Source organism: Providencia sp. PROV272, assembly GCF_049901975.1.
GTDB classification, from domain to species: domain Bacteria; phylum Pseudomonadota; class Gammaproteobacteria; order Enterobacterales; family Enterobacteriaceae; genus Providencia; species Providencia stuartii.
Genome location: NZ_CP096291.1, coordinates 1,977,728 through 2,000,481 on the forward strand (window position 1 = coordinate 1,977,728; position 22,754 = coordinate 2,000,481).

Here is a 22,754-nt window from a genome sequence, read left to right on the forward strand (position 1 = left end):
TTTGGCTTTTGGATGTAGGGAAATAGGGAAGGGAATGGGTAAACAAGTAGTCTGATTCTGTAAGATATGATTAATTGGCAGTGAATATCACTGCCAAAAAGATTATTGTTGGTTAATAAATTTATTTAGCGCAACGGCGACACCGTCTTCGTTATTGGTGGCAGTGACAAATTTTGCAATATCACGAACGTTATCGATAGCATTTCCCATAGCGACGGGAAATTTGGCGTATTGCAGCATTTGTATATCATTATTTTGATCGCCAATACTCATGACTTTATCAGGTGTAATGCCGAGTTTTTCACAAATTAGCTGTAGTGCTGCGCCTTTACTTGCCGTTTTACTGGAGATTTCTAAAAAGTAAGGACTGGTTTTTATGAGAGAATAACTTTCAAAAGTATCTTCAGGAATATAACTGATCCCAACGCTCAGCTTTTCAGGCTGGTCTATCATCATCACTTTAGTAAATTTGAGACTGGGATCCATTTCGTTTGCTGGACAATATACGAGTGGAGTATTTGTCAAATAAGCATCATGGACGGTGTAATGGCTAATGTGACGGTTGGCGGTGAACATGGTGTTTTGTGCAAGTGCATGCATATGCACACCAACATCGTTAGCGAGAGAAACAAAATATTGGTAATCCTCAAAATCGAGAAGGTTTTCAATTAAATGGGTACCATCATTGGCTTGATGTATCACACTACCATTATTGCTGATGCAATAATCTGATGCATTATCTAGCCCAAGTTCTTGAAGGTAGGGGAAGATCCCAGAAAATGGCCGCCCAGATGCAAGTACGACACGGACACCTTTATTTTTTGCCTGAATAACCGCCTCTTTAACAGCAGGGGTGATTTGGTGTTGAGAGTTGAGTAAAGTGCCATCTAAATCAATCGCTACCAGTTTGATAGACATCAACGCCTCCGGTTAATGATGTTTTATTGAAATACCTTACTCTATTTACACAAAATGTAAATTAGCTAAAAAAGAGCAATAACGAGAAACCGGTGCAACATGAGCCATTTTATCGTTCGCCACGATCTTAAAATGATTAAGTAAATGATTTTTGCCGCTTATTGATAACCTAACTGAGTTAGAAAATAAAACGGCATAAGTGACAATGGCTTATGGCATTGGGTGATGTAGGGGGAGGGGCCTCAACGCAAATAAGGCATCTTCACTCACCGTTATAGGTTAAATGCAGTGGCTCCTTTACATCTAAATCAATATCAACATTTTGTCTGAAATCAAACGGTGTAATGCCGTATTCCTTCCTAAACATATAGGTAAAATGTGATTGTGAGCCAAATCCAAAGTCTAAGGCGATATCAAAAATAGACTGATCGCTATTTCTTAATAGGTTGACTGCACCCGCCAGTCGACGTTGGCGAATATATTTACCTAATGAAATCCCTGTGACTTCCTTAAAGATTTTCTGCATATGCCAGAGGGAGTAGCCTGAGTAGGCGGCAAGCTCTTCCAAATGGATAACACGACCTAAATGTTCTTCGATCCATTTGCTTAGAGCATCAACAAGTGCTAAGTGGTTGTCTTGTGGCATCTCGATTCAATTACTGAGGTCGTTGACCTTTTGGTGTTAGATTTTTGTTCAAAATACATCTGTTTTGTCGAATTGAGTCAACGAAAGCATTATTCCTCAATCACGTAATAGAAAACAATAGTAAAACAGATTGCATCCGAACCCCATAGGGCGAGTTTATACCCCTTTTAGCATGGTACAGCGATCTCGCATAAACGTATCTACCCAGCTTCATTTATTTAGAGATTAGCTAAGTATTTATTGGTAAGGCTAAAAAATAAACACGAATAGCTAATGGGCTAAATAAGGTAGCTGAAGTATACACAACTTCATTTGATCATGACAAAGGCCGCTTGTGCGGTATTACGATTAAATTGATGAAAAAAAAGCCAATTAAACACAATTTTTGGCAATGAGTAGGAAAAATAAGCATAAAGACGAAAATTGACATGAACTGCTTATTTTCCTCAAATTTTATTCTGATGGCTGAGGTAACATTTGGCATCAAAACATAGTCTATTCGCCAATAGTATCATTCTGTTTATCTTAGCTTTACCGTAATTTATTGATAATTAATAATTATGATGCTGTTTTTTTAAGGGAGAGTATTGTTGAAATACAAATTGATCATCGGTGTATGCATCGTGATAACCTGTATTTTTTTATATCTTTTAGCCATGGATAGCCTTTGCGACCAAGGTGGTGAAAATTTTATATTTGGAATATGTCAAATAACTGACTTGTTACCGTTTTGATTTTATCCTTTAATACGCCATACTGTGCGTCTTGCGCATCTTTATCAGATAACATCAATATTTAATATGATAAAGGCTCAAGATAGGGCAGAGTATGTGTTTCAGTAGTGTTAATAATAAAATTCAAATAAACTTGTATGCTTAGCTCAATCAATAGAGATAACAAGCAAGTACATAGGATGATAAGGGTAAAGTTATGGCGCAAGAGCAGCAAACGCTAAAGCGTGGATTAAAGAATAGGCATATCCAATTGATTGCTTTGGGAGGTGCCGTTGGCACAGGGCTGTTTCTTGGAATAGCAACAACCATCAAAATGGCAGGCCCTTCGGTATTGTTAGGGTATGCATTATGTGGGGTTATTGCTTTTCTGATCATGCGCCAGTTAGGGGAAATGATCGTTCAAGAGCCTGTTGCAGGTTCATTTAGCCACTTCGCATTTAAGTATTGGGGAGGCTTTGCAGGCTTCCTCTCCGGATGGAATTATTGGTTTATGTTTATCCTCGTTGGGATGACGGAACTGACTGCCGCGGGGAAATATATGCAAGGGTGGTGGCCTGATTTACCGATTTGGGTTTCTGCCATCGTCTTTTTTATCGTTGTAAATGCGGTCAACTTTATTAATGTGCGCGCTTATGGTGAAACTGAGTTCTGGTTTGCCTTAATCAAGGTGGTTGCAATTGTTGCGATGATCCTCTTTGGTTGTTATTTACTGTTTAGTGGGCGAGGTGGTTCAGAATCTGGGCTGTCTAACCTATGGGAATATGGCGGCTTCTTTGCTAACGATTTTCTTGGTTTATTAATGGCTCTTGCTATTATTATGTTTTCATTTGGTGGCTTAGAGTTAGTCGGGATCACCGCCGCAGAAGCTGAAAAACCTGAACAAAGCATTCCTAAAGCGATTAACCAAGTTGTTTATCGTATCTTGATTTTCTATATAGGCTCGATATTAATTTTATTGCTGTTGTACCCATGGGTTAAATTAGATAACGATACAAGCCCATTCTATATCATCTTCCATAATTTAGGTGATGCTCTGGTCGCCAACGCATTAAATGTGGTTATGTTGATAGCGGCGCTGTCCGTTTATAACAGCGGCGTATACTGTACCAGCCGTATGCTATTTGGCCTTGCTCAACAAGATAATGCACCTAAGTTTCTGGCGAAAGTCAATAAAGGTGGTGTACCTATTATGGCATTAATTGTTTCAGGTATTGTGACTTCGGTAGGTATCTTGATCAATTTTGTGATGGAAGGGAAAGCCTTTGTATTTTTAATGTCATTAGTTGTGACAACGCTAGTCATTAACTGGATTATGATTTGTATTTCTAACTTAAAGTTTAGAGCGCAAATGAACAAGCAAGGTATTGAAACTAAGTTTAAAAGTATCTGGTATCCGTTCGGCAACTACTTGTGTCTCGCTTTCTTGGCATTGATCTTGATTGTGATTTTGATGATGGAGAGTTTGAGAATTTCTGTACTGATTATGCCATTATGGATAGGCGTCCTGTGGATTGGCTATCAATTCTCAGGTGCGAAAAAACAAGGAATGGCGAAAAAGAAGGCATCGACAGCTAATTAATTAGCACTCATATCAATTAGTGTAATTATTCAATACATTGATAGGAGACACTATGGATACACGGTTTGCTCAGTGCCACTGTGGCAGCGTTAAATTCAAAGTCACACTATCCGATGGATTGAATACCGCAAGAAGATGCAATTGCTCCTACTGTCGTATGAGGGGAGCAATTGCGGTCTCTGCTCCGTTATCAGGTATTGAAATTATCGAAGGCAAAGATAAATTGACGGAGTATCGTTTCAATACACGCCAAGCCGCCCACTTTTTCTGCTCAATGTGTGGCATTTATACCTTTCATCAACGACGTTCAAACCCTGAACAGTATGGGGTCAATGTGGCTTGCCTAGAGGGTGTTTCACCTTTTGATTTCGAGACAGTCAATGTGATGGATGGCGTAAATCACCCAAAAGATGGCGGTGGTGGCGTTATCGGGTATTTAACTTATCGGAAAGTTGCTGAATAACTTCATTTAAACAATAAAATAGCCAGTGACAGAGCGTTGTGACTGGCTATTTTTTTAGGTGCTTAATAAAAGGTTGGTATTACCATTGCCAACGTAACCAAGCAAAGAGCACGTTACCGTTGTTATATGTTCCAGGGATATAGGTTGCTTGCAGTGCTAATCTGTCATACTCCATAGAAACTAATGGAAGAGGAAGTGGCAGCGGGATGTAATAATAATCATCACGCGCGGTTACACTCAAGGTGAAGCCAGCACCCATTTTAAAACCGTCTAGTTCCCCAGGGATCCACATTTTTTGATAAGCATAGCCCGCGATTGGCTCTACTTTATTATGAGAGTCCATGAATGCCATAGCATATAGTGCATGCCAGTCATTGTCTTCATCATAGCGATATTTACCTAGCCCAAATCCCCATGGGGTTTCGTTATAACTATCGGTTTTCTCTTTATCGTAAGTAAAGCGGTTATGCCATGTTAAAACGGGAACATAGATATCGTATTGATTTGAATCCCAAGTGGTACTGACATTTCGGGTAAATTTATCCCATAGCCCCTCAGACTCCTTATCAGTAGAAGGGGATGAAGCAAAGCAGAAGGTGGTCATCATTAAGGCTGATGCCCCTACAACTTGCTGCAATTTTTTGTTAACTCTCATGGTAAATCCGACTCAGGTTAATGCATGTTTTGGATATTGTAGATTGAGGTAGTGAGCCAAAAATATCACTGCTCACGAAATGATTGTGCTCATTAATTATTTTAGATTACCTAGGTGCGATATAACAGCATTAATTGATATTTACTAATATTGGCAATAGTCTTAATTATTTAGATACTAATGCGAATATTATTCGGTTTTTCCTGAATAACAGGCGTCAGCAAGTGGTGGATAGGCTGGTTTGTAGCAAGGAAAAATGCGATACTCTATAAGTATTTTTGGCTCGGGGCGTCGATAAAGACTGAGAAGCACCCGTATTACCTGATCTGGATAATGCCAGCGTAGGGAAGTCGGAAGCGTCAATGATAAACCTTCCAATAAGACCGCTCCTTACGTTGTGCTTAGGAGTGAGATTTCATGAGAATCAATGCGTTAACCATCGCGGGAACAGACCCATCGGGTGGAGCGGGGATCCAAGCAGATTTAAAAACCTTTTCGGCTCTTGGTGCTTATGGCACGAGTGTCATGACGGCGTTGGTGGCGCAAAATACCCGTGGTGTTCAATCAGTTCATGAACTCCCTGAGACGTTCGTGGCAGCACAACTTGAATCCGTACTCAGTGACGTACGCATTGACAGTGCTAAAATTGGCATGCTGTTCAATCAGAAGGTGATTGCGGTCGTTGCTCAGGCTTTAGAGCAGTACAACATCCCTCATGTGATTTTAGATACGGTCATGATTGCCAAAAGTGGCGATCCTCTACTACAGCCTGATGCCGTTGATGCAATGAGACGAAAGCTGTTGCCATTGGTATCATTGATTACCCCGAATTTACCTGAAGCTGCCTCGCTATTAGGTGAACACACTGCCAAAACAGAATCTCAAATGTTAAGTCAAGGGCATCGATTACTGGATATGGGGTGCCAAGCTGTTTTGATGAAAGGGGGGCATCTTAGCGACAGTGAAAGCCCTGATTGGTTAATAACTTCAGAAGGTGAATGGCGTTTTACCTCACCAAGAGTGAATACTCGTCATACACACGGTACGGGATGTACATTGTCTGCTGCACTCGCTGCATTAAGGCCACGCTTTAAGGATTGGCAACAGACTGTTCCGGAAGCAAAAGCTTATTTACAAGCGGCGTTAGAGCAAGCTGATAGCTTAGAAGTGGGGTCGGGGATTGGGCCGGTTCACCATTTTCATGCATGGTGGTAATGAATAGATTGAAAATGCCCTCGTATGAGGGCATATGCGAGGCGAATTAAGCGATAGTCACGTCTTTACTGAGGTAAACATCCTGTACGGCATTGATCAATGCCACACCTTCTTGCATGGATTTCTTAAAGGCTTTACGGCCTAAGATGAGCCCCATGCCGCCTGCACGTTTATTGATAACCGCAGTGCGTACTGATTCGCTCAGATCATTTTGTCCAGAAGCGCCACCTGAGTTGATAAGACCTGCACGACCCATATAACAGTTCGCTAATTGATAACGAACAAGATCGATTGGGTTATCGGTTGTGAGTTTGGTATACACGCGCTCATCGGTGTGACCAAAGCCAATCGCTTTATAGCCGCCGTTATTTTCAGCCATTTTTTGTTTTACGATATCCGCACCAATAGTTGCCGCGATATGGTTTGCTTGCCCCGTTAAATCGGCACTTGCGTGGTAATCAACGCCATCTTTTTTAAATGCGGAATTGCGTAAATAAGCCCATAGAACGGTTACCATGCCGAGTTCATGTGCTCGTTCAAATGCCGCAGAAATCTCTTCAATTTGGCGACGAGACTCAGGAGAGCCGAAATAGATAGTCGCACCGACCGCAACGGCACCCATTTCAAACGCTTGTTCAACACTGGCATATAAGGTTTGGTCGTATTGAGTAGGGTAACTGAGGGTTTCGTTATGGTTCAGTTTGACTAAGAAAGGAATTTTATGCGCGTAGCGGCGCGAAACGGCAGCTAAGACACCATAGGTAGAGGCTACGCAGTTACAACCAGCCTCAATCGCTAATTCGACAATATTTTTAGGGTCAAAATAGAGCGGGTTGGCAGCAAATGAGGCAGCGGCTGAGTGTTCAACGCCTTGGTCAACGGGAAGAATAGACAGATAACCGGTGCCAGCTAAGCGACCATGGTTAAATAAAGTCTGCATTGAACGAAGTACACTATTGGGGCGGTTATTATCGATCATCACACGGTCAACAAAATCTGAGCCAGGCAGATAAAGGTTTTCACGAGGGATAGTTTGGCAACGATGGTCTAAAAGAGTTGAAGCTTCGGAACCTAACAGCTTAGCGATATCAGTCATGACTTCCTCCATTTAACAAAAGTCTAGGGGATGTTAATCATAAAATTTAAGATAACAAGCCACATTGAGGCGGTAACCGGCAGTGGATCGCTTCAGGTAGCAATTCAAAGGTGAAAGTTTCACCAGAAAGCGGCTCTCCGTCCAAATTAAATACCATTTCATGGGGCGATGAAATTTTTACCCAACGAGTTGTTTTTTCAATTAAATGCTGATTTTTATCATTGCTGAACAAATTGGTCAGTAGAGCGGGTATCACATCGCGAGCGGGTATGATGAGCAAATTCAATTTACCATCATCGATTAATGCATCGGGGGTTAATTGTTGTCCACCACCCGCCTGTATTCCATTACCGATAGCAACAACCAGAGTTTCGCCTTCCCAATGAAAATGTTCTGTTTCAATCCGACAGGTGTCGGTTTTCAGTGTGTCAGGGCGCAACAAGCCATTAATAACATAAGCTGCGCCACCCAGTGCTGACTTAAGAGCATCCGGCGTTTCTGTTGTGATCCGAGTGCCAAACCCCCCCGTGGCCATATTCATAAAAAAAGCATCATGATTGACTCTAGCAATATCTATCGCCACTGATTTGCCTTTTACTGCTAATGCTAAAGCAGCATGGATATCCATAGGGATGTTGGCGCCAGTAGCAAAATCATTAGCTGTACCTAGCGGTAAGATACCAATCGCGGGGCGTTGCTTTTCAGGTAAGCGCATTAACGCACTGGCTACAGCGTTAATTGTGCCATCGCCGCCACCGGCGATAATTGTTTCTGCACCTTCGCGGATTGCTTCATCAATAAAAGTAGGTAATTCACTGGTTTCCCATGGGATCCTCACCAAAATTGTATGACCTTCTTCACGTAGCTGGTAGATGGCTTTTCTTAGCTCAGGGTTGGCAGATTGTTTACCGTTGAGGATGATAAGTGCGCGATGAAGTTTATCGATAGCCATTTTGATCCTTGTAGTGATAACAACAGTGATCACAGTATAGACACAACGGAGGGATAAATGACAATAATTCAATAATCACATTGATAGATTAAATCATTCTATAGGGGAGATAAAAAAGAAATGGCTAGCTCAAGGGAGATTGAGCCAGCCAAGGAGGTGGTTCCTAGTCTTATTTTATGACTTTCTAGTTCTTCATTTTCGATTGTGACTATACGACATTGAATAGCTAATTGTTGTGATCTATTGCATAAAAATGGATATTAAATACATTTTTACGGTAAAACACTATTTATGAGAATGATTATCAATTGAAGTTGATGTTTTATACTGAGATAGTTTGAAACGGAAAAATAAAAAATGCTAGAAATTCAATCAATTAAATTAATGAATTCTAGCATTATAATCAATTAGCTTAATGCGTAACGAAATTAAGCCGTAGTTGATGATTCAGTTTGATGTGGTGAGCGAGTCGTTGTGCCTGATAGGTTACGTATTAGCAGGCCAAAATTTAGATCAACATCATCAGGAACAGGCAGATAAACAATATGACCGTTGCCCGGTGCCACGTCAATGGCTTCCCCTTTACGGTTATGGAGCGCATCAAGGGTAAACACAATGTTTCCAGCTGGAGTCATTAATTCTAAGCTATCACCTAGACTAAATTTATTTTTGACGTCAACTTCTGCGAGGCCGTTAACACGTTTACCCGTAAATTCACCCACAAATTGCTGAGTTTCAGAAACCGAATAGCCATATTCATAGGTTTGATAGGCATCATGGGTGTGACGGCGTAAAAAGCCTTCGGTATAGCCACGGTGAGCTAAGCCTTCTAAGGTCGAAAGGAGAGTTGGGTCGAATGGCTTACCGGCAACCGCATCATCAATTGCACGGCGATAGACTTGTGCTGTACGTGCACAGTAATAGAATGATTTTGTGCGTCCTTCAATTTTTAAGGAGTGCACACCCATTTTAGTCAAGTTTTCAACGTGTTCTATCGCGCGTAAATCTTTGGAGTTCATGATATAAGTGCCATGTTCGTCTTCAAAGGCGGTCATATACTCACCCGGACGTTTAGCCTCTTCGATCATAAACACTTTATCGGTCGGGGCACCTTCACCTAAAGTTGGCGCTATGTTTTTGACAGGGATAGGCTCATGCATATGCACGATATTTCCCACATCATCTTCTTTGCCTTCTTCAACTTTATATTCCCAGCGGCAGGCGTTGGTGCAAGTACCTTGGTTTGGGTCGCGTTTATTGATATAACCTGACAGTAGGCAACGGCCAGAGTAGGCCATACACAGTGCACCGTGAACGAATACCTCTAATTCAATATCAGGCACCTGTTTACGAATTTCAGCGATTTCTTCAAGTGAAAGCTCACGTGATAAAATGACGCGAGTCAGACCCATTTGCTTCCAAAATTTTACCGATGCCCAGTTAACTGCGTTTGCTTGTACGGATAAATGAATATCCATGTCAGGGAAGGCTTCGCGAACCATCATAATCAAACCAGGGTCTGACATGATCAACGCATCTGGCCCCATTTCAATGACAGGGGTTAGGTCGCGAATAAAGGTTTTTAGCTTGGCATTATGCGGTGCGATGTTAACAACGACATAGAACTTTTTGCCAAGTTCGTGGGCCTCTTGGATCCCTTTAGCAAGGTTTTCGTGGTTAAATTCGTTGTTACGCACGCGAAGGCTATAACGAGGTTGCCCTGCATAAACGGCATCTGCGCCATAAGCAAAAGCATAACGCATGTTCTTTAATGAACCTGCGGGCGATAATAATTCTGGTGTAAACATGTTGCTTCTCAGTCTGATATCAAGTCAGTACTTACCCTAGGGCGGATAAGCATTTTAAAGGGAGCTGATTTTAACTCTATTTTTCAGGAAATCAAAATATTCCCTACAAATAGTAAGTATAACTGACTTGCCTCAATGTCTAGGATTACACCTCATCCCAGCGATAACCTAAACCATAAATAGAGCGAATAAATGTTTTCTCGTTATCGAGTAATTCGAGTTTACGCCGTAAGTTTTTAACATGGCTATCAATTGTTCTATCGGTGACGATGCGGTGATCGTCATACAGAATATCTAATAGCTGGTCACGGGAAAAGACGGTGCCAGCGTTGTCCGACATAAACTTGAGTAAACGGAACTCGGCGGGAGTTAACTCAAGCAGTTGTTCGCCATAGCGGACTTGAAACGCATTTTCATCGATAATGAGCTGGGGTCTGCTTTTATCCGGAGAAGCCGCGCGTTGGCAACGCCGTAAAATAGTCTTTACCCTTGCGACTACTTCGCGAGGACTAAAGGGTTTACAGATATAGTCATCGGCACCAATTTCTAACCCTAACAGGCGGTCAATTTCTTCCGTTTTAGCCGTCACCATAATGATCGGTATCTCGCAAAATTTGCGCAGTTCACGGCAGATTGTTAGCCCGTCCATCCCCGGTAGCATTAAATCAAGGAGGATAATGTCGGGTTGTTGCTGACGCACATAGTCAATGACTTCATCACCACGCTGCAATATTGAAGGCTGATAACCTGCCGCCTGAAGGTAATCATAAAGCAGTTGCCCAAGTTTTGGCTCATCCTCAACAATTAATACGTTGGCACTTGAAGGCTCTAACACTGTCACTGTTCATTTTCCTTTTGATTGAGCGGTAAGTGGATAGCAATACACACGCCGCCTAAAGGGGAAGGGCTAGCGTGTATGCTTCCCTTATGCGCTTCAATGATATTATAGCAAATCGCTAACCCTAAGCCAGAGCCTCCGCTAGCGCGGTTACGAGACCCTTCGGCTCGGTAGAAACGCTCAAATAGGTGGCTACACTGCTGGATAGTTAACCCCGGTGCACTGTCTTCCCAATAAATAGAAAATTGATTCTCTTCAACCAAGGCTCGAATGACTATTTCACCTTGCGGGTCGGTATAACGTAGGCTATTTTCCATCAAATTGTAAAATAGCTGCGTGATTCGGTCTGGGTCAATATTGATGATCTGCTGCTCAGGTAAATTTAGCGTAACTGAAAGCTGTTTTTCTTCGAGCCGCCAGCGTGATTGCCCAACGGTCATATTAATTAAAGGCACAATATCAGCAGATTGGATGCGATACACCAACGAGCCTCTATCCGACAGGGAAAGTTGATGTAGGTCGTTGACTAATTTGATTAATGTGTGTGTCTCTGCCAGTAATGAATTGATGGTCTCAGGTGTCGCTTGGCGAACGCCATCCTGAACGGCTTCGAGTTCACCTTGCAAAACGGATAGAGGAGTGCGCAGTTCATGAGAAATATCTGCCATATAGTCTCGGCGCATATGCTCATTTTTTTCCAGCGTTGATGCGAGGTGATTAAAGTCTTTTGCTAGCTGACCGAGTTCATCGTGACCGACTTCAGGAACGCGGGTTGAAAAGTCGCCATTGGCAAGTTGGTTCGTCCCATCTAACAGCCGTTTGATGGGTCTTAAAAAACCACGTGCTAAGAAAAATGTAGCAATCAAGGCAACGATTAATGATAAGCCAGCAATAAACCAACTGGTGAGCATCTGTTGATCATCAAAACGGCGGTCAATTTCATTGCTAATCCCATCTCCACTACTTGCAATGACCCAACCTACCGTTTTGCCATTAGATGAGATGACGGGTTGTCGGATAACATCATCCGGTAAAGGAACATCGCGGCCTAATATTCGGCGGTCTTGGCTATCATAAACCCAAAAATATGAGCGCCACCCCTTTGGTTTAGTCGGCGGTAGGGTGCGCTGGTGGTGTTCAATGCTGCGTAAAATATGAAAGAAAGCACGTTCATTACGGATCAAGAAGCGCCAACTCCCCGTTTCATCGTATTGCTCAGCAAGAGCGTCAGCGATCAGCTCAGCACGCTGTTGGTCATTTTCTTTAATATAGTCGGTAAAACCATGCTGGAAGCTTAAACGTACTCCTTGGTGCATGATCACAACGAGGAGTATGCATGTCGCAAAGATAGCCAAAAATAATCGAGTACTGACGCTATTAAATCTGAGTTTCATTATATATAAGCCCTTATTCGTTTAGAGCTACCGCTTTTTTGGTATAGCGCTGTCTGAGTTGATCGAAACATAAATAGACGACCGGTGTTGTGAATAAGGTGAGTAGTTGACTCATCACTAAGCCACCAACAATAGTGATACCTAATGGTTGGCGTAACTCCGCGCCATCACCACTGCCTAAAGCAAGTGGTAGGGCACCAAAAATTGCTGCCAGCGTCGTCATTAAAATAGGCCTAAAGCGCAGTAAGCTCGCACGCAAAATCGCCTCACGTGCGGTTAAACCATGCTGACGTTGTGCTTGGATAGCAAAATCCACCATGATAATGGCATTTTTCTTCACAATACCAATCAGCAGCATAATGCCGATTAGAGCAATTAAACTAAATGGGGTATCAAATAACTCTAAGGCGAGGAGAGCGCCGACCCCCGCCGAAGGTAGTGTGGATAAAATGGTCAGTGGATGAATATAGCTTTCATACAAAATGCCTAAAACAAGGTAGACAGTGACAATGGCCGCTAAAATTAAAAACAATTGTGATTTTAAGGTATCTTGGAATATCTGAGCCGTACCCGCAAAAGTGCCTCGTATTGTTGATGGCACACCAAGTGTGGTCATGGTTTTTTCGATAGCTGAAATGGCGTCATTGAGGGTATAACCTTCAGCGATGTTAAATGCGATAGTGGATGATGCCGATAACCCTTGGTGGTTAACACTCAAAGGGGCATTGGCGGGCTGCCAACGGGCAAAATAAGATAATGGAATAGCGTCTCCACGACTATTGATAACAAACATTTTGTCGAGAGAACTGACATCCTGAGTATATTCAGGCGCCACTTCCATCACCACCTTGTATTGGTTCATGGGTTCATAGATGGTGGATATTTGACGTTGTCCGAAGGCATTATTCAACAGGTCATTGGCGGCTCGCACATCAATACCAAGTTGGGCCATTAAATCCCTATCATAGGTAATGGCCATCTCAGCACCTTTATCCTCTTTATCTGAGTTTACATCAGTCACTTGCGGGAGTTCGGCAATGGCTTTACGTACCGCAGGCTCCCATTCACGTAACGCATTGAGTTCATCGGCAAGTAATGAAAACTGATAACTGGAATGCGCTTGACGACCACCAACACGGATATCTTGCACGGGCATCATAAATAAATTAGCTCCCGGCTCTTTAGCTAACTTAGCTCGAAGTCGGTTGATTACCGCGTTGGCACTCTCTTTACGTTCATCAATCGGTTTCAATGAGATAAACATGGAGCCGCTGTTTACACGGCTTCCACCAGTAAAACCTGTCACGCTATCCACGGCAGGATCGGCATTCACTTGCTGCATAAAGCGCGTCATTTTCTCTTTCATTGCTTGGAATGAAATGCTTTGGTCGGCACGAACAAAGCCAAGTAAACGGCCTGTATCTTGTTCAGGGAAAAATGTTTTTGGGATAGCGATATACAAATAAATGTTCAATCCGATAGTGGCGAACAAGATAGCGAGTACACTGCGTTTATGAGACAGTACCCAATTTAATGTCGCACCGTAACCGTTTTGTATACGGTGTAAGTAGCCGCCGATAACACTGATTTTTTCAGCCTGTTTGCCTTTGTGTCGTTTAAGCAAATGGGCGCACATCATGGGGGTGAGGGTCAGCGAAACGACCAGCGAGATGCCAATTGCCGTGGCGAGGGTAATCGCAAACTCACGAAATAGCCGGCCAACTAACCCCTCCATTAATAATAAAGGAATAAAAACGGCTACGAGGGAGATGCTCATTGAAACAACCGTAAAACCGACTTCACTCACCCCTCTGACCGCAGCAATAAAGGGTTTACAGCCATTTTCGATATGACGTGAAATGTTTTCGAGTACCACAATCGCATCATCGACAACAAAGCCTGTTGCGACGGTCAATGCCATTAATGACAAGTTATTTAAACTGAAACCGCAAAGATACATGGCAGTAAAGGTGCCAATGAGAGATACAGGAACCGCAATTGCAGGGATCAGGGTGGCACGACCAGAGCGTAGAAATAACAACACAACTAATATGACTAACGCAATAGCGATCATCAATGCGCGCTCGACTTCAACGAGTGAAGCGCGGATCGTCGGCGTCCTGTCTTGCGCTACTTTTAGGTCAATCGCGGCAGGGATCATCTCTTGGAAGTCAGGAAGCTCTGCGCGAATGCGATTTACGGTTTCAATGATATTAGCTCCCGCTTCGCGACGGATGACAATCAAAATAGCGGGCTCACCACCTGACATCCCTGCTGCACGTACGTCTTGAACCGAATCTTTCACATTCGCCACATCACTGAGTTTGACGGCATTGCCCTCTTTGTAGTGGACGATGATAGGTTGATAGTCCACTGCTTTTTTTAGCTCATCATTGGTTTGTACCTGCCAGCGGCTGTCATCGTTGTTAATGTAGCCTTGAGGTTGGCGCACGTTGGCGCTACTGATTGCGGAGCGCACCTTATCTAAGGAGACGCCTTGATTAAATAGAGCCGTTGGATTGAGCTCAACACGTACCGCGGGCAGGGAGCCACCACCAACGGAGACTTCACTGACCCCTTCAATTTGCGCTATACGCTGTGATAAACGGGTTGATGCAATATCATAAATCTCACCTGTACTCATCGTCTTAGAGGTTAAGGTTAAGATCATAATAGGGGCGTCGGAAGGGTTCGATTTATAGTATCGAGGCTTGCTTGGCATTCCGCTCGGTAACAAGGTTTGTGCCGCATTTATCGCGGCTTGTACTTCACGGGCAGCGTTGTTAATGTCTTTATCAAGATTAAATTCGAGGGTAATGGTGGTACGACCAAGCGAACTGCTGGAGGTCATTTCACTGATACCCGCAATACTTCCCAATGAACGCTCTAACGGCGTTGCAATAGACGATGCCATGGTTTCTGGGGATGCCCCAGGAAGTGACGCTGTCACGTTTATTACGGGGTAGTCAACTTGTGGCAGTGGTGCAACGGGCAAAAAAATGAAGCTCAGCGTACCACATAGTGAGATTGCAACGCTAATCAGTGTGGTTGCAACAGGGCGACTAATGAATAAGGCAAAGAAACGCTTCATTATGACACCTGTTGTTTGCGACTTTGGCGGCGTGCTTTTAAGTTATTTGAAAGGCTATCAAATAACAGATAAATCACCGGTGTCGTAAATAGGGTTAAGATCTGACTCATAATCAGCCCTCCCACCATACAGATCCCAAGTGGTTGACGAAGCTCTGCACCTACGCCGCTACTGAGCATCAGCGGTAATGCGCCGAGCAGAGCCGCCATGGTGGTCATCAATATTGGGCGGAATCGTAATAAACAGGCTTGGTAAATAGCATCTTTAGGAGACATGCCTTGCTCACGTTCGGCGGCAAGTGCAAAGTCAATCATCATGATTGCGTTCTTTTTAACTATCCCGATTAACAAAATAATACCAATAACAGCAATTACATCTAATTCGCTGCCAGCCATCATCAGAGCTAATAATGCCCCTACGCCAGCAGTAGGGAGTGTTGAAAGGATGGTAATAGGATGAATAAAGCTTTCATATAAAATCCCAAGAACGATATACATGGCGATGATTGCGGCGGCAATTAACCAAACCGTACTACTCAGTGCGGCTTCAAACGCTAAAGTAGCGCCTTGGAACTGAGTCGTAATGGATTTTGGCATATTAATTTGCGCTTCTGCATTTTTCACCGCATTAACCGCAGACTCAAGAGACGCATCGTCAGCAAGATTAAACGAGAAGGTCGCTGCTGGGAACTGATCCAAATGGTTAATCGCAAGCGGCCCATAGCCTTCCTGAATATTGACTAACGTGCTTAATGGCACAATGGCGCCATCGGTGCCTTTGAGACGAATATCATTCAGGGCGTTAATACCATCGCGAGTTTGCGTATCATGCTCAATAATAACGCGGTACTGATTCGATTGGGTATAAATGGTCGAGATCATGCGTTGACCGAACGCATTGTATAGGGCGTTATCAATTGCAGCCATCGTGATACCAAAACGACTCGCCGTATCTCTATCAACATTAACGTAGGCGACAAGTCCTTTATCCTGCCAATCACTGCTGACATCCACTAACTCGGGCTGTTGTTTTAATTGGCTCAATAGCTTAGGCACCCAAAGAGAAAGTTCATCTAGCGAGCCTGCTTGCAGCGTAAATTGATATTGGGTGCGAGCCAATTGGGTATCAATCGTGAGGTCTTGCATCGGTTGCAAATACAAATTGACCCCAGAAACGCTATCAGCTAAACGTTGCAAGCGTGGAATAATCGTATTGACGCGATCTGGACGTTCATCTAAAGGCTTCAAGGTAATTTGAATGCGCCCATTATTGAGAGTCGGATTGGTTCCATCTATCCCAACATAAGTGGTGATATTTTCTACCGCAGGATCAGACAGTAATTTTTCAGCCACTTCCTGCTGTTTCTGTGACATAGCCACAAAGGAGATGGATTGGCGGCTTTCAATGGTGCCTTGAATGATCCCGTTATCTTGTAATGGAAAGAAACCTTTCGGGATCCACATATACAGTAATACGGTTAAAACCAGCGTGCCGATAGCAACGGAAAGTGTTAGCCAGCGGTGATTTAATATCCGCTTTAACCAAATGGCATATCCTGCGATCATGCGGTCAAAAAAGCGCTCGCAGGCGATTTCAAAGCGGTTATGTTTATGCTCTGATTCAGGTTTTAACAAGCGAGCACACATCATTGGTGTGAGTGTCAAGGACACTACCGCCGAGATCAGAATGGCAACGGCAAGGGTGATGGCAAATTCCCTAAACAACCGACCAACAATATCGCCCATAAACAGTAATGGGATCAGTACTGCCACCAAAGAAAATGTTAATGAAATAATGGTAAAACCAATTTCTCCCGCGCCTTTTAAAGCGGCGACGACAGGCTTGTCACCTTGTTCAAGGTAGCGCGAAATATTTTCAATAACCACGATGGCATCATCGACCACAAACCCTGTGGCGATAGTGAGAGCCATCAAAGTGAGGTTATTGACAGAGAAACCACAGAAATACATGACGGCAAAGGTGCCGACAAGGGAAAGAGGAACGGCAATACCGGGAATGAGTGTCGCGATACCGTTGCGTAGGAACAGGTAGATCACCATGACAACCAGTGCAATCGCAAGCATTAATTCAAACTGCACATCGCTAACGGAGGCACGGATTGTGCTGGTTCTATCCGTTAAAATTTTCACATCCACCGATTTAGGCAGTGTTTCAATTAGCTCAGGAAGCAGGTTGCGAATGGTATCAGTGGTTTCGATAACGTTAGCGCCAGGTTGGCGTTGTACATTAATAACAATAGCCTGTTGTGCATTTGCCCACGCGCCTAGATAGGCGTTTTCCGCCCCTTGCTCAATAGTGGCGATATCACCTAAACGGACGGGAGCACCGTTTTGAAAGGCCACAATTAAGCGGCGATAGTCCTCTAAGGATTTCATTTGATCATTTGCAGAGAGGGTTACCGCGCGTGTTGGGCCATCAAAACTGCCTTTTGCTGAGTTGACGTTAGCATTGTTTATCGCGGTTCGGATCGTCTCGCTGTCTAATCCTTTTGCTGCCATCGCTTGTGGGTTTAAGTTCACTCGCACCGCTGGGCGTTGCCCACCCGCAAGGGTGACAAGCCCCACGCCATTGACCTGTGATATTTTTTGCGCAATACGGTTCTCAATCATGTCTTGAACTTGTGTCAAAGGCATGGCGTCAGAAGTGACGGCGAGAGTGAGTACCGGTGGATCCGCTGGGTTGACCTTATTGTAAATAGGCGGATAAGGTAAATCTGAAGGCAGTAAACTTGAAGCTGAATTAATGGCGGCCTGAACTTCCTGTTCTGCAACCTCCAAGGGGAGTGTTAGCTGGAACATCAAGGTGATCACAGATGCGCCCCCTGAACTTTGGGAAGACATTTGTTTTAGCCCAGACATCTGCCCAAACTGGGTTTCTAGCGGTGCGGTTACCGCGGATGTCATGACTTCAGGACTCGCCCCCGGATAGAGGGTGACCACTTGGATCGTTGGATAATCGACTTCTGGTAAAGCCGATACAGGTAGGAAACGATAGCCAATGATCCCTGCAAGCAGAATGGCTACCATAAATAAGGTGGTAGCGACTGGACGTAAAATAAATAAGCGGGAAGGGCCGCCACCTTTTTGGATCCCGGGTTGCATCAGGCTTTCTCCGCTGTATTTTTATTTTTTTGTGGTTTTGCGGATTTAGAAGCCGTTTCGGTGTTAACTACTTCCACGCTGGTGCCATCTGTTAAACGGTCGACACCGTCAGTAATCACTTTTGTATTTGCAGTTAGCCCACTTTCAATCACCACCTGCTGGCTATCTTGCATACCTACCGTCACAACATGTTTACTCACACGATTATCATCGTTCAGTACCCAAACATAATGACCTTCGTTACCCATCTGCAATGCCGCAGTAGGGATAACGACGGCATTTTGCAAGGTTTCGATCTGCATTTTGATGTTCACAAATTGATTTGGAAATAAAGTTTGTAGCTCGTTCGTAAAACGTGCTTTCATTTTTAGTGTGCCAGTAGCAGGGTCTATCTGATTATCTATACTTAACAAATAGCCTTCGCTGATCATCGCGATATTATTTCTATCCCAAGCTTCCACTTTTACCGGTTGATTTGAGGACTGAGCTTTTTGTACGGCAGGAATGTCTCCCTCGGGAAGGGCAAAAAGCACATCAGCAGGTTGAGTCTGTGTGATAACCACGATTGGGGTTGCTGTGCCCGCAGAAATAAAATTACCGACGTCGACCTGTTTTAAACCAACACGGCCTGAAATAGGGGCTGTGATTTTACTGTAGGTTAATTGTAGCTTCGCATTATCAACGGCGGCTTGATCGACCTTAATACTGCCTTCTGCCTGTAAAACGAGCGCTTTTTGGTTATCTAGCTCTTGCTGTGAAATCACTTTTGTTCCCGCAAGCTTTTGATAACGATTTAAGTCTAATCGAGCATTTGCCAACGTCGCTTTATCTTTAGCCAGTTGGCCTTCTGCCTGAGCTAATTGGACTTCAAAAGGGCGAGGGTCGATTTCAGCAAGCAAATCGCCCGCTTTTACCTGTTGCCCTTCGGTAAAATGCAAAGACATCAATTGCCCTTCAACACGGCTCGTGACCGTGACAACATTGGCAGCTTGTACTGTGCCGAGACCAGTTAAGTAGCGAGGAACCACTTTTTCTTGCGCATTAGCGTATTGAACGGGGGCAAGCATACGGTGTGGCGCACTATTTGATCGTGTAGGACGAGCACTGTTTTGTGCTGTATCAGATGGCGTATTTTGAGAATAAAAATACCAACCGGCACCTGCAGCGACAATGATGGCAACGAAAATGGCTGAACGGGTTAGAGTGGTACGGCGTTTTTGTTTATTCATTTATATTTTCGCTTAATTCAAAGTCGAGTAAAAAAGCATCATATTATGATGATTAAATTAGCAGAGATGAACCTGCTATATAGTTAAAAATTAGTCAGTTGCGATATGTTAATAGTTTAGCGTGGGGGTTACACGTAAAAATGAAGGAAATATGAAAAAAACGTCAACTAGTGTGCAGAATCGGCAGATTAGTTGACTAACATTGTATAAAAAAACCTGTGGGAATTAATCACCACAGGTTTATACGTTAATGGATTAAAGAAATGAGGTCAATTAGCGAGTTGTACTGGTGTTTAATGCCCCTAATGTTTCTTTGTCTTGCTCAGCATTCACTGTCCATCCTTTCCATGCTAAAGGAATATAGGCGACAGCGACAGCCAGTAAAGAAACCGCGGCAACATAGTAGGCAGGTGCCATATGAGATTGTTGCAACCATGTTCCCGTTAACATTGGTGTCAGACCCCCAAAGACTGCATAGGCAATATTGTAGGCAAATGATAAGCCGGAATAACGGATTTCAGGTGGAAACGCGCGCGTACTGACAATTGGTGTCGTTGCAATCGCGCCAACAAAAAAGCCCATTAAGCCATAGTTAAAAATCAAAGTCGTTGCTGAAATCTCTGGCGACAAAGATGAATAAAAATACAATGCAGTCACCGCCAGACCACCCCATGACAAGGTCATTGAAGCGCGCGTTCCCATCTTATCGCCGAACCAACCCCAAAAAATACAGCCTAAAGTTAATGTCAATGTTGCTGCACAGTTAGCTTGTAAGGCGATATTTCGGTCAATTTGATAGATCCCTTGAAGCACGATATCAGGCGTCATCAAAATGGTTACAACGATGGCTGTTGATAATGACCATGTCAGTGCCGCGGTGATCAAGCAGGCTTGTTTATGAGACTTCACAACAGTCTTAACGGGTAACTCATCCGCTAAAGCTTTTTTAGCAGCCAACTCTTTAAAAATAGGTGTCTCTTCCAAAAAACGGCGTAAATAAACAGAAATAAAGCCAAAAATACCACCAAGAATAAATGGAATACGCCATGCAAAGTCATGGATCTCTTGTGAGGTATAACTGTTCTCAATGATGATAGCGACGATAGACCCTAATAAAATACCGCCTGTGATACCAGAGGTTAATGTTCCAACACCGAGGCCGTAGCGCTGTTTTGGGGTATGTTCAGCGATAAATACCCATGCCCCAGGCATTTCACCGCCAATCGCGGCGCCTTGCATAATACGCATCAATAACAGCAATATTGGTGCGGCAGCGCCAATAGATGCATAGGTTGGTAAGAAACCGATCACGAATGTCGGGAATGCCATCATGAAAATACTGAGGGTGAACATTTTCTTACGGCCGAGTTTATCACCAAAGTGTGCCATGATGATGCCACCGAGTGGGCGCGCGAGATAACCGGCCGCAAACAAACCGAGCGTTGCCAAGAGGGCGAGAACTGCGTTACCACTAGGGAAAAAGAGTTGTGAAATAATTTTCGCGTAAAAAACGAAAATAACAAAATCATAAAATTCAAGAGTTCCACCTAAAGATGACAACCCTAATGTTTTATAATCCTCTTTTTTCAATGGCCTTGCCGAGGGCTGGCTGGTTGTTTGCGATGTCATAATATTATCCTTTTAAAATACCGAATATATTTTTTTGTTTTAAATTCGGAATAACAGCTATATTTACCGACTACGCGTCAGTAAATAATATTAAGTATGTGCAGATAAATGGTATAAAACGTTGGATGGAATAACCTAGTTAATACTCGGCGGATTCAAGTCCGAAGTGCAACGCTAAGCCGCCTTTCTTAGCTCCGCAAACACCACCGAAGGTTGTCTGAACCCCAGACACTTGCGTGGCCTGCTGTTCAACGCTCCCTGATAGCGTTGTAAGTCTTCTTCTGTCACTGTCCGCAGGTCTGTTCCTTTCGGGATAAACTGTCTTAACAACCCATTCGTATTCTCGTTCAGCCCACGCTCATGCGAGGCATACGGATGGGCAAAGTACGTATCTGCGTTCAGTGCTTCTGCTATCGCCTTGTGCTCACTAAACTCTAGACCGTTATCGAACGTTATTGTGTGACATACATCCTGATACTCACTCAGCAGTGAGATAATGGCCTTACTGACTTCCACCGCATCCTTTGAAAACACCTTTTTTGTCAGGTAAATACGGCTTTTGCGTTCTGCCAGTGTCACGATAGCACCAGTGCCCTGTTTACCCTGCACCAAATCGGCCTCCCAGTCCCCCAGACGGCTACGGTCATCGACGACTGACGGCCGTAGCTCAATGGATACCGCATCAGGGATGCGCCCTCGTTTCTGCCCGTAGCCCTTACGATATCGCCGTTTGCCCTGCCTAAGATGCCTGTACAACTCGCCACCGCTACGCTTATCCGCATAGATATACTGGTAAATCCATTCATGGCTGACGCTAAGACCAATAATGCTGCCAATTGCACTTATTTGCTCAGGACTCCACTTCCACTCCAGAGCAAATATCACGAAATCTATGGTCTGCTGAGGAATTGTCCTTTTGGCAGATGACAGCCGCCTATCACAGCACTTCTGGTGTGCCTGTTGTGGGTTATAACCAGTATCTGAAGTGTTACGCCTCAGTTCACGGGAGACCGTGGACTTGCTTACACCGATACGGATACCTATCTCATGGCAGGATAAATTATCCTCACGCAGTATCGATATCTGGTATCGTTGTCCTTCGGTTAGTTGCTGATACTTCATACTTACTCGCTCATCTTTGGTCGGAAGAGCAGGATAGCTTATCAGTAGCTAACCGTCCTTCCATCTAACATGACCGAGCGTTGCACTTATTATCTGAATTCGCGCTCTGTATCTTTATGCATATCCTCATTTATAGCAGGAAATTCCATATTTTGTAAACCGCAACTCTCAAAACAAGATGAATATTCTATCTGTATTATATTGATTGATTTTATCATCTATTGCTTAAAACAATAACATTATTTGATGTTAATAAATGATTT

Annotated in this window: 17 protein-coding genes and 1 riboswitch; of the genes, 4 read left to right on the forward strand and 13 right to left on the reverse strand. The window is 43.7% G+C overall.

Annotated features, from left to right (window positions below; all coding sequences use genetic code 11):
• Positions 1-102: 102 nt before the first annotated feature.
• Entirely contained in the window at positions 103-918 is an 816-nt protein-coding gene (gene yidA, locus M1E93_RS08935) for a sugar-phosphatase (protein WP_004920710.1), read from the reverse strand.
• Between the two features lie 262 nt (positions 919-1,180).
• Positions 1,181-1,564, reverse strand: coding sequence for a helix-turn-helix domain-containing protein (locus tag M1E93_RS08940; RefSeq protein ID WP_104873535.1), 384 nt, complete (start codon positions 1,562-1,564; stop codon positions 1,181-1,183).
• Positions 1,565-2,187: 623 nt separating this feature from the next.
• On the opposite strand from M1E93_RS08940, the gene mgrB reads away from it, so the two are divergent.
• The 3 genes from mgrB (at position 2,188) to M1E93_RS08955 (ending at position 4,340) form a co-directional block, all read left to right on the forward strand.
• Positions 2,188-2,298: a PhoP/PhoQ regulator MgrB gene (gene mgrB, locus M1E93_RS08945; protein WP_376738365.1), complete on the forward strand. Its 111-nt coding sequence runs from the start codon at positions 2,188-2,190 to the stop codon at positions 2,296-2,298.
• 196 nt (positions 2,299-2,494) lie between these two features.
• Positions 2,495-3,877 carry an amino acid permease gene (locus M1E93_RS08950; RefSeq protein ID WP_004920703.1) on the forward strand — a complete coding sequence of 461 codons (1,383 nt, stop codon included), beginning with the start codon at positions 2,495-2,497 and terminating at the stop codon, positions 3,875-3,877.
• A 52-nt stretch (positions 3,878-3,929) separates the two neighbouring features.
• Positions 3,930-4,340 carry a GFA family protein gene (locus M1E93_RS08955; protein WP_036940567.1) on the forward strand — a complete coding sequence of 137 codons (411 nt, stop codon included), beginning with the start codon at positions 3,930-3,932 and terminating at the stop codon, positions 4,338-4,340.
• A gap of 79 nt (positions 4,341-4,419) precedes the next feature.
• Here M1E93_RS08955 and pagP read toward each other — a convergent pair whose 3' ends face one another.
• Positions 4,420-4,995, reverse strand: coding sequence for a lipid IV(A) palmitoyltransferase PagP (gene pagP / locus M1E93_RS08960; protein WP_104873534.1), 576 nt, complete (start codon positions 4,993-4,995; stop codon positions 4,420-4,422).
• Between the two features lie 274 nt (positions 4,996-5,269).
• Positions 5,270-5,360: riboswitch (TPP riboswitch) on the forward strand.
• A 52-nt stretch (positions 5,361-5,412) separates the two neighbouring features.
• Here pagP and thiD point away from each other — a divergent pair.
• The gene (gene thiD, locus M1E93_RS08965) at positions 5,413-6,210 is read left to right on the forward strand and encodes a bifunctional hydroxymethylpyrimidine kinase/phosphomethylpyrimidine kinase (protein WP_004920698.1); all 798 of its coding nucleotides are present in this window, start codon (positions 5,413-5,415) and stop codon (positions 6,208-6,210) included.
• A gap of 46 nt (positions 6,211-6,256) precedes the next feature.
• Here thiD and fbaB read toward each other — a convergent pair whose 3' ends face one another.
• The 10 genes from fbaB to M1E93_RS09015 all read right to left on the reverse strand — a co-directional run bounded on the left by fbaB (position 6,257) and on the right by M1E93_RS09015 (position 22,491).
• Positions 6,257-7,306: a class I fructose-bisphosphate aldolase gene (gene fbaB, locus M1E93_RS08970; RefSeq protein ID WP_036940565.1), complete on the reverse strand. Its 1,050-nt coding sequence runs from the start codon at positions 7,304-7,306 to the stop codon at positions 6,257-6,259.
• A 46-nt stretch (positions 7,307-7,352) separates the two neighbouring features.
• Positions 7,353-8,258, reverse strand: a complete 906-nt coding sequence (gene yegS, locus M1E93_RS08975; protein WP_004920694.1) for a lipid kinase YegS — start codon at positions 8,256-8,258, stop codon at positions 7,353-7,355.
• A gap of 428 nt (positions 8,259-8,686) precedes the next feature.
• Positions 8,687-10,066 carry a tRNA 5-hydroxyuridine modification protein YegQ gene (gene yegQ, locus M1E93_RS08980; RefSeq protein ID WP_004920692.1) on the reverse strand — a complete coding sequence of 460 codons (1,380 nt, stop codon included), beginning with the start codon at positions 10,064-10,066 and terminating at the stop codon, positions 8,687-8,689.
• A gap of 145 nt (positions 10,067-10,211) precedes the next feature.
• Positions 10,212-10,907, reverse strand: coding sequence for a two-component system response regulator BaeR (gene baeR, locus M1E93_RS08985; protein WP_014656131.1), 696 nt, complete (start codon positions 10,905-10,907; stop codon positions 10,212-10,214).
• Positions 10,904-12,298 (reverse strand): two-component system sensor histidine kinase BaeS, encoded by a 1,395-nt coding sequence (gene baeS, locus M1E93_RS08990; RefSeq protein ID WP_014656130.1) that lies wholly within the window; start codon positions 12,296-12,298, stop codon positions 10,904-10,906. The genes baeR and baeS overlap by 4 nt, the downstream gene beginning before the upstream one ends.
• Positions 12,299-12,311: 13 nt before the next feature.
• Positions 12,312-15,389, reverse strand: a complete 3,078-nt coding sequence (gene mdtC / locus M1E93_RS08995; RefSeq protein WP_426207269.1) for a multidrug efflux RND transporter permease subunit MdtC — start codon at positions 15,387-15,389, stop codon at positions 12,312-12,314.
• The gene (locus M1E93_RS09000; RefSeq protein ID WP_040133231.1) at positions 15,389-18,511 is read right to left on the reverse strand and encodes an MdtB/MuxB family multidrug efflux RND transporter permease subunit; all 3,123 of its coding nucleotides are present in this window, start codon (positions 18,509-18,511) and stop codon (positions 15,389-15,391) included. The genes mdtC and M1E93_RS09000 overlap by 1 nt, the downstream gene beginning before the upstream one ends.
• Positions 18,511-19,740, reverse strand: a complete 1,230-nt coding sequence (locus tag M1E93_RS09005; RefSeq protein WP_004920679.1) for an MdtA/MuxA family multidrug efflux RND transporter periplasmic adaptor subunit — start codon at positions 19,738-19,740, stop codon at positions 18,511-18,513. The genes M1E93_RS09000 and M1E93_RS09005 overlap by 1 nt, the downstream gene beginning before the upstream one ends.
• 273 nt (positions 19,741-20,013) lie before the next feature.
• The gene (locus M1E93_RS09010) at positions 20,014-21,369 is read right to left on the reverse strand and encodes an MFS transporter (RefSeq protein WP_004920676.1); all 1,356 of its coding nucleotides are present in this window, start codon (positions 21,367-21,369) and stop codon (positions 20,014-20,016) included.
• A 174-nt stretch (positions 21,370-21,543) separates the two neighbouring features.
• Positions 21,544-22,491 (reverse strand): IS30 family transposase, encoded by a 948-nt coding sequence (locus tag M1E93_RS09015; RefSeq protein ID WP_140035165.1) that lies wholly within the window; start codon positions 22,489-22,491, stop codon positions 21,544-21,546.
• Positions 22,492-22,754 lie beyond the last annotated feature (263 nt).

Bases quoted from the DNA above. Each gene is read 5' to 3' on its own strand.
- yidA (WP_004920710.1), bottom strand. From the start codon at position 918: ATGTCTATCAAACTGGTAGCGATTGATTTAGATGGCACTTTACTCAAC.
- M1E93_RS08940 (WP_104873535.1), bottom strand. From the start codon at position 1,564: ATGCCACAAGACAACCACTTAGCACTTGTTGATGCTCTAAGCAAATGG.
- M1E93_RS08950 (WP_004920703.1), top strand. From the start codon at position 2,495: ATGGCGCAAGAGCAGCAAACGCTAAAGCGTGGATTAAAGAATAGGCAT.
- M1E93_RS08955 (WP_036940567.1), top strand. From the start codon at position 3,930: ATGGATACACGGTTTGCTCAGTGCCACTGTGGCAGCGTTAAATTCAAA.
- pagP (WP_104873534.1), bottom strand. From the start codon at position 4,995: ATGAGAGTTAACAAAAAATTGCAGCAAGTTGTAGGGGCATCAGCCTTA.
- thiD (WP_004920698.1), top strand. From the start codon at position 5,413: ATGAGAATCAATGCGTTAACCATCGCGGGAACAGACCCATCGGGTGGA.
- fbaB (WP_036940565.1), bottom strand. From the start codon at position 7,306: ATGACTGATATCGCTAAGCTGTTAGGTTCCGAAGCTTCAACTCTTTTA.
- yegS (WP_004920694.1), bottom strand. From the start codon at position 8,258: ATGGCTATCGATAAACTTCATCGCGCACTTATCATCCTCAACGGTAAA.
- yegQ (WP_004920692.1), bottom strand. From the start codon at position 10,066: ATGTTTACACCAGAATTATTATCGCCCGCAGGTTCATTAAAGAACATG.
- baeS (WP_014656130.1), bottom strand. From the start codon at position 12,298: ATGAAACTCAGATTTAATAGCGTCAGTACTCGATTATTTTTGGCTATC.
- mdtC (WP_426207269.1), bottom strand. From the start codon at position 15,389: ATGAAGCGTTTCTTTGCCTTATTCATTAGTCGCCCTGTTGCAACCACA.
- M1E93_RS09000 (WP_040133231.1), bottom strand. From the start codon at position 18,511: ATGCAACCCGGGATCCAAAAAGGTGGCGGCCCTTCCCGCTTATTTATT.
- M1E93_RS09005 (WP_004920679.1), bottom strand. From the start codon at position 19,740: ATGAATAAACAAAAACGCCGTACCACTCTAACCCGTTCAGCCATTTTC.
- M1E93_RS09010 (WP_004920676.1), bottom strand. From the start codon at position 21,369: ATGACATCGCAAACAACCAGCCAGCCCTCGGCAAGGCCATTGAAAAAA.
- M1E93_RS09015 (WP_140035165.1), bottom strand. From the start codon at position 22,491: ATGAAGTATCAGCAACTAACCGAAGGACAACGATACCAGATATCGATA.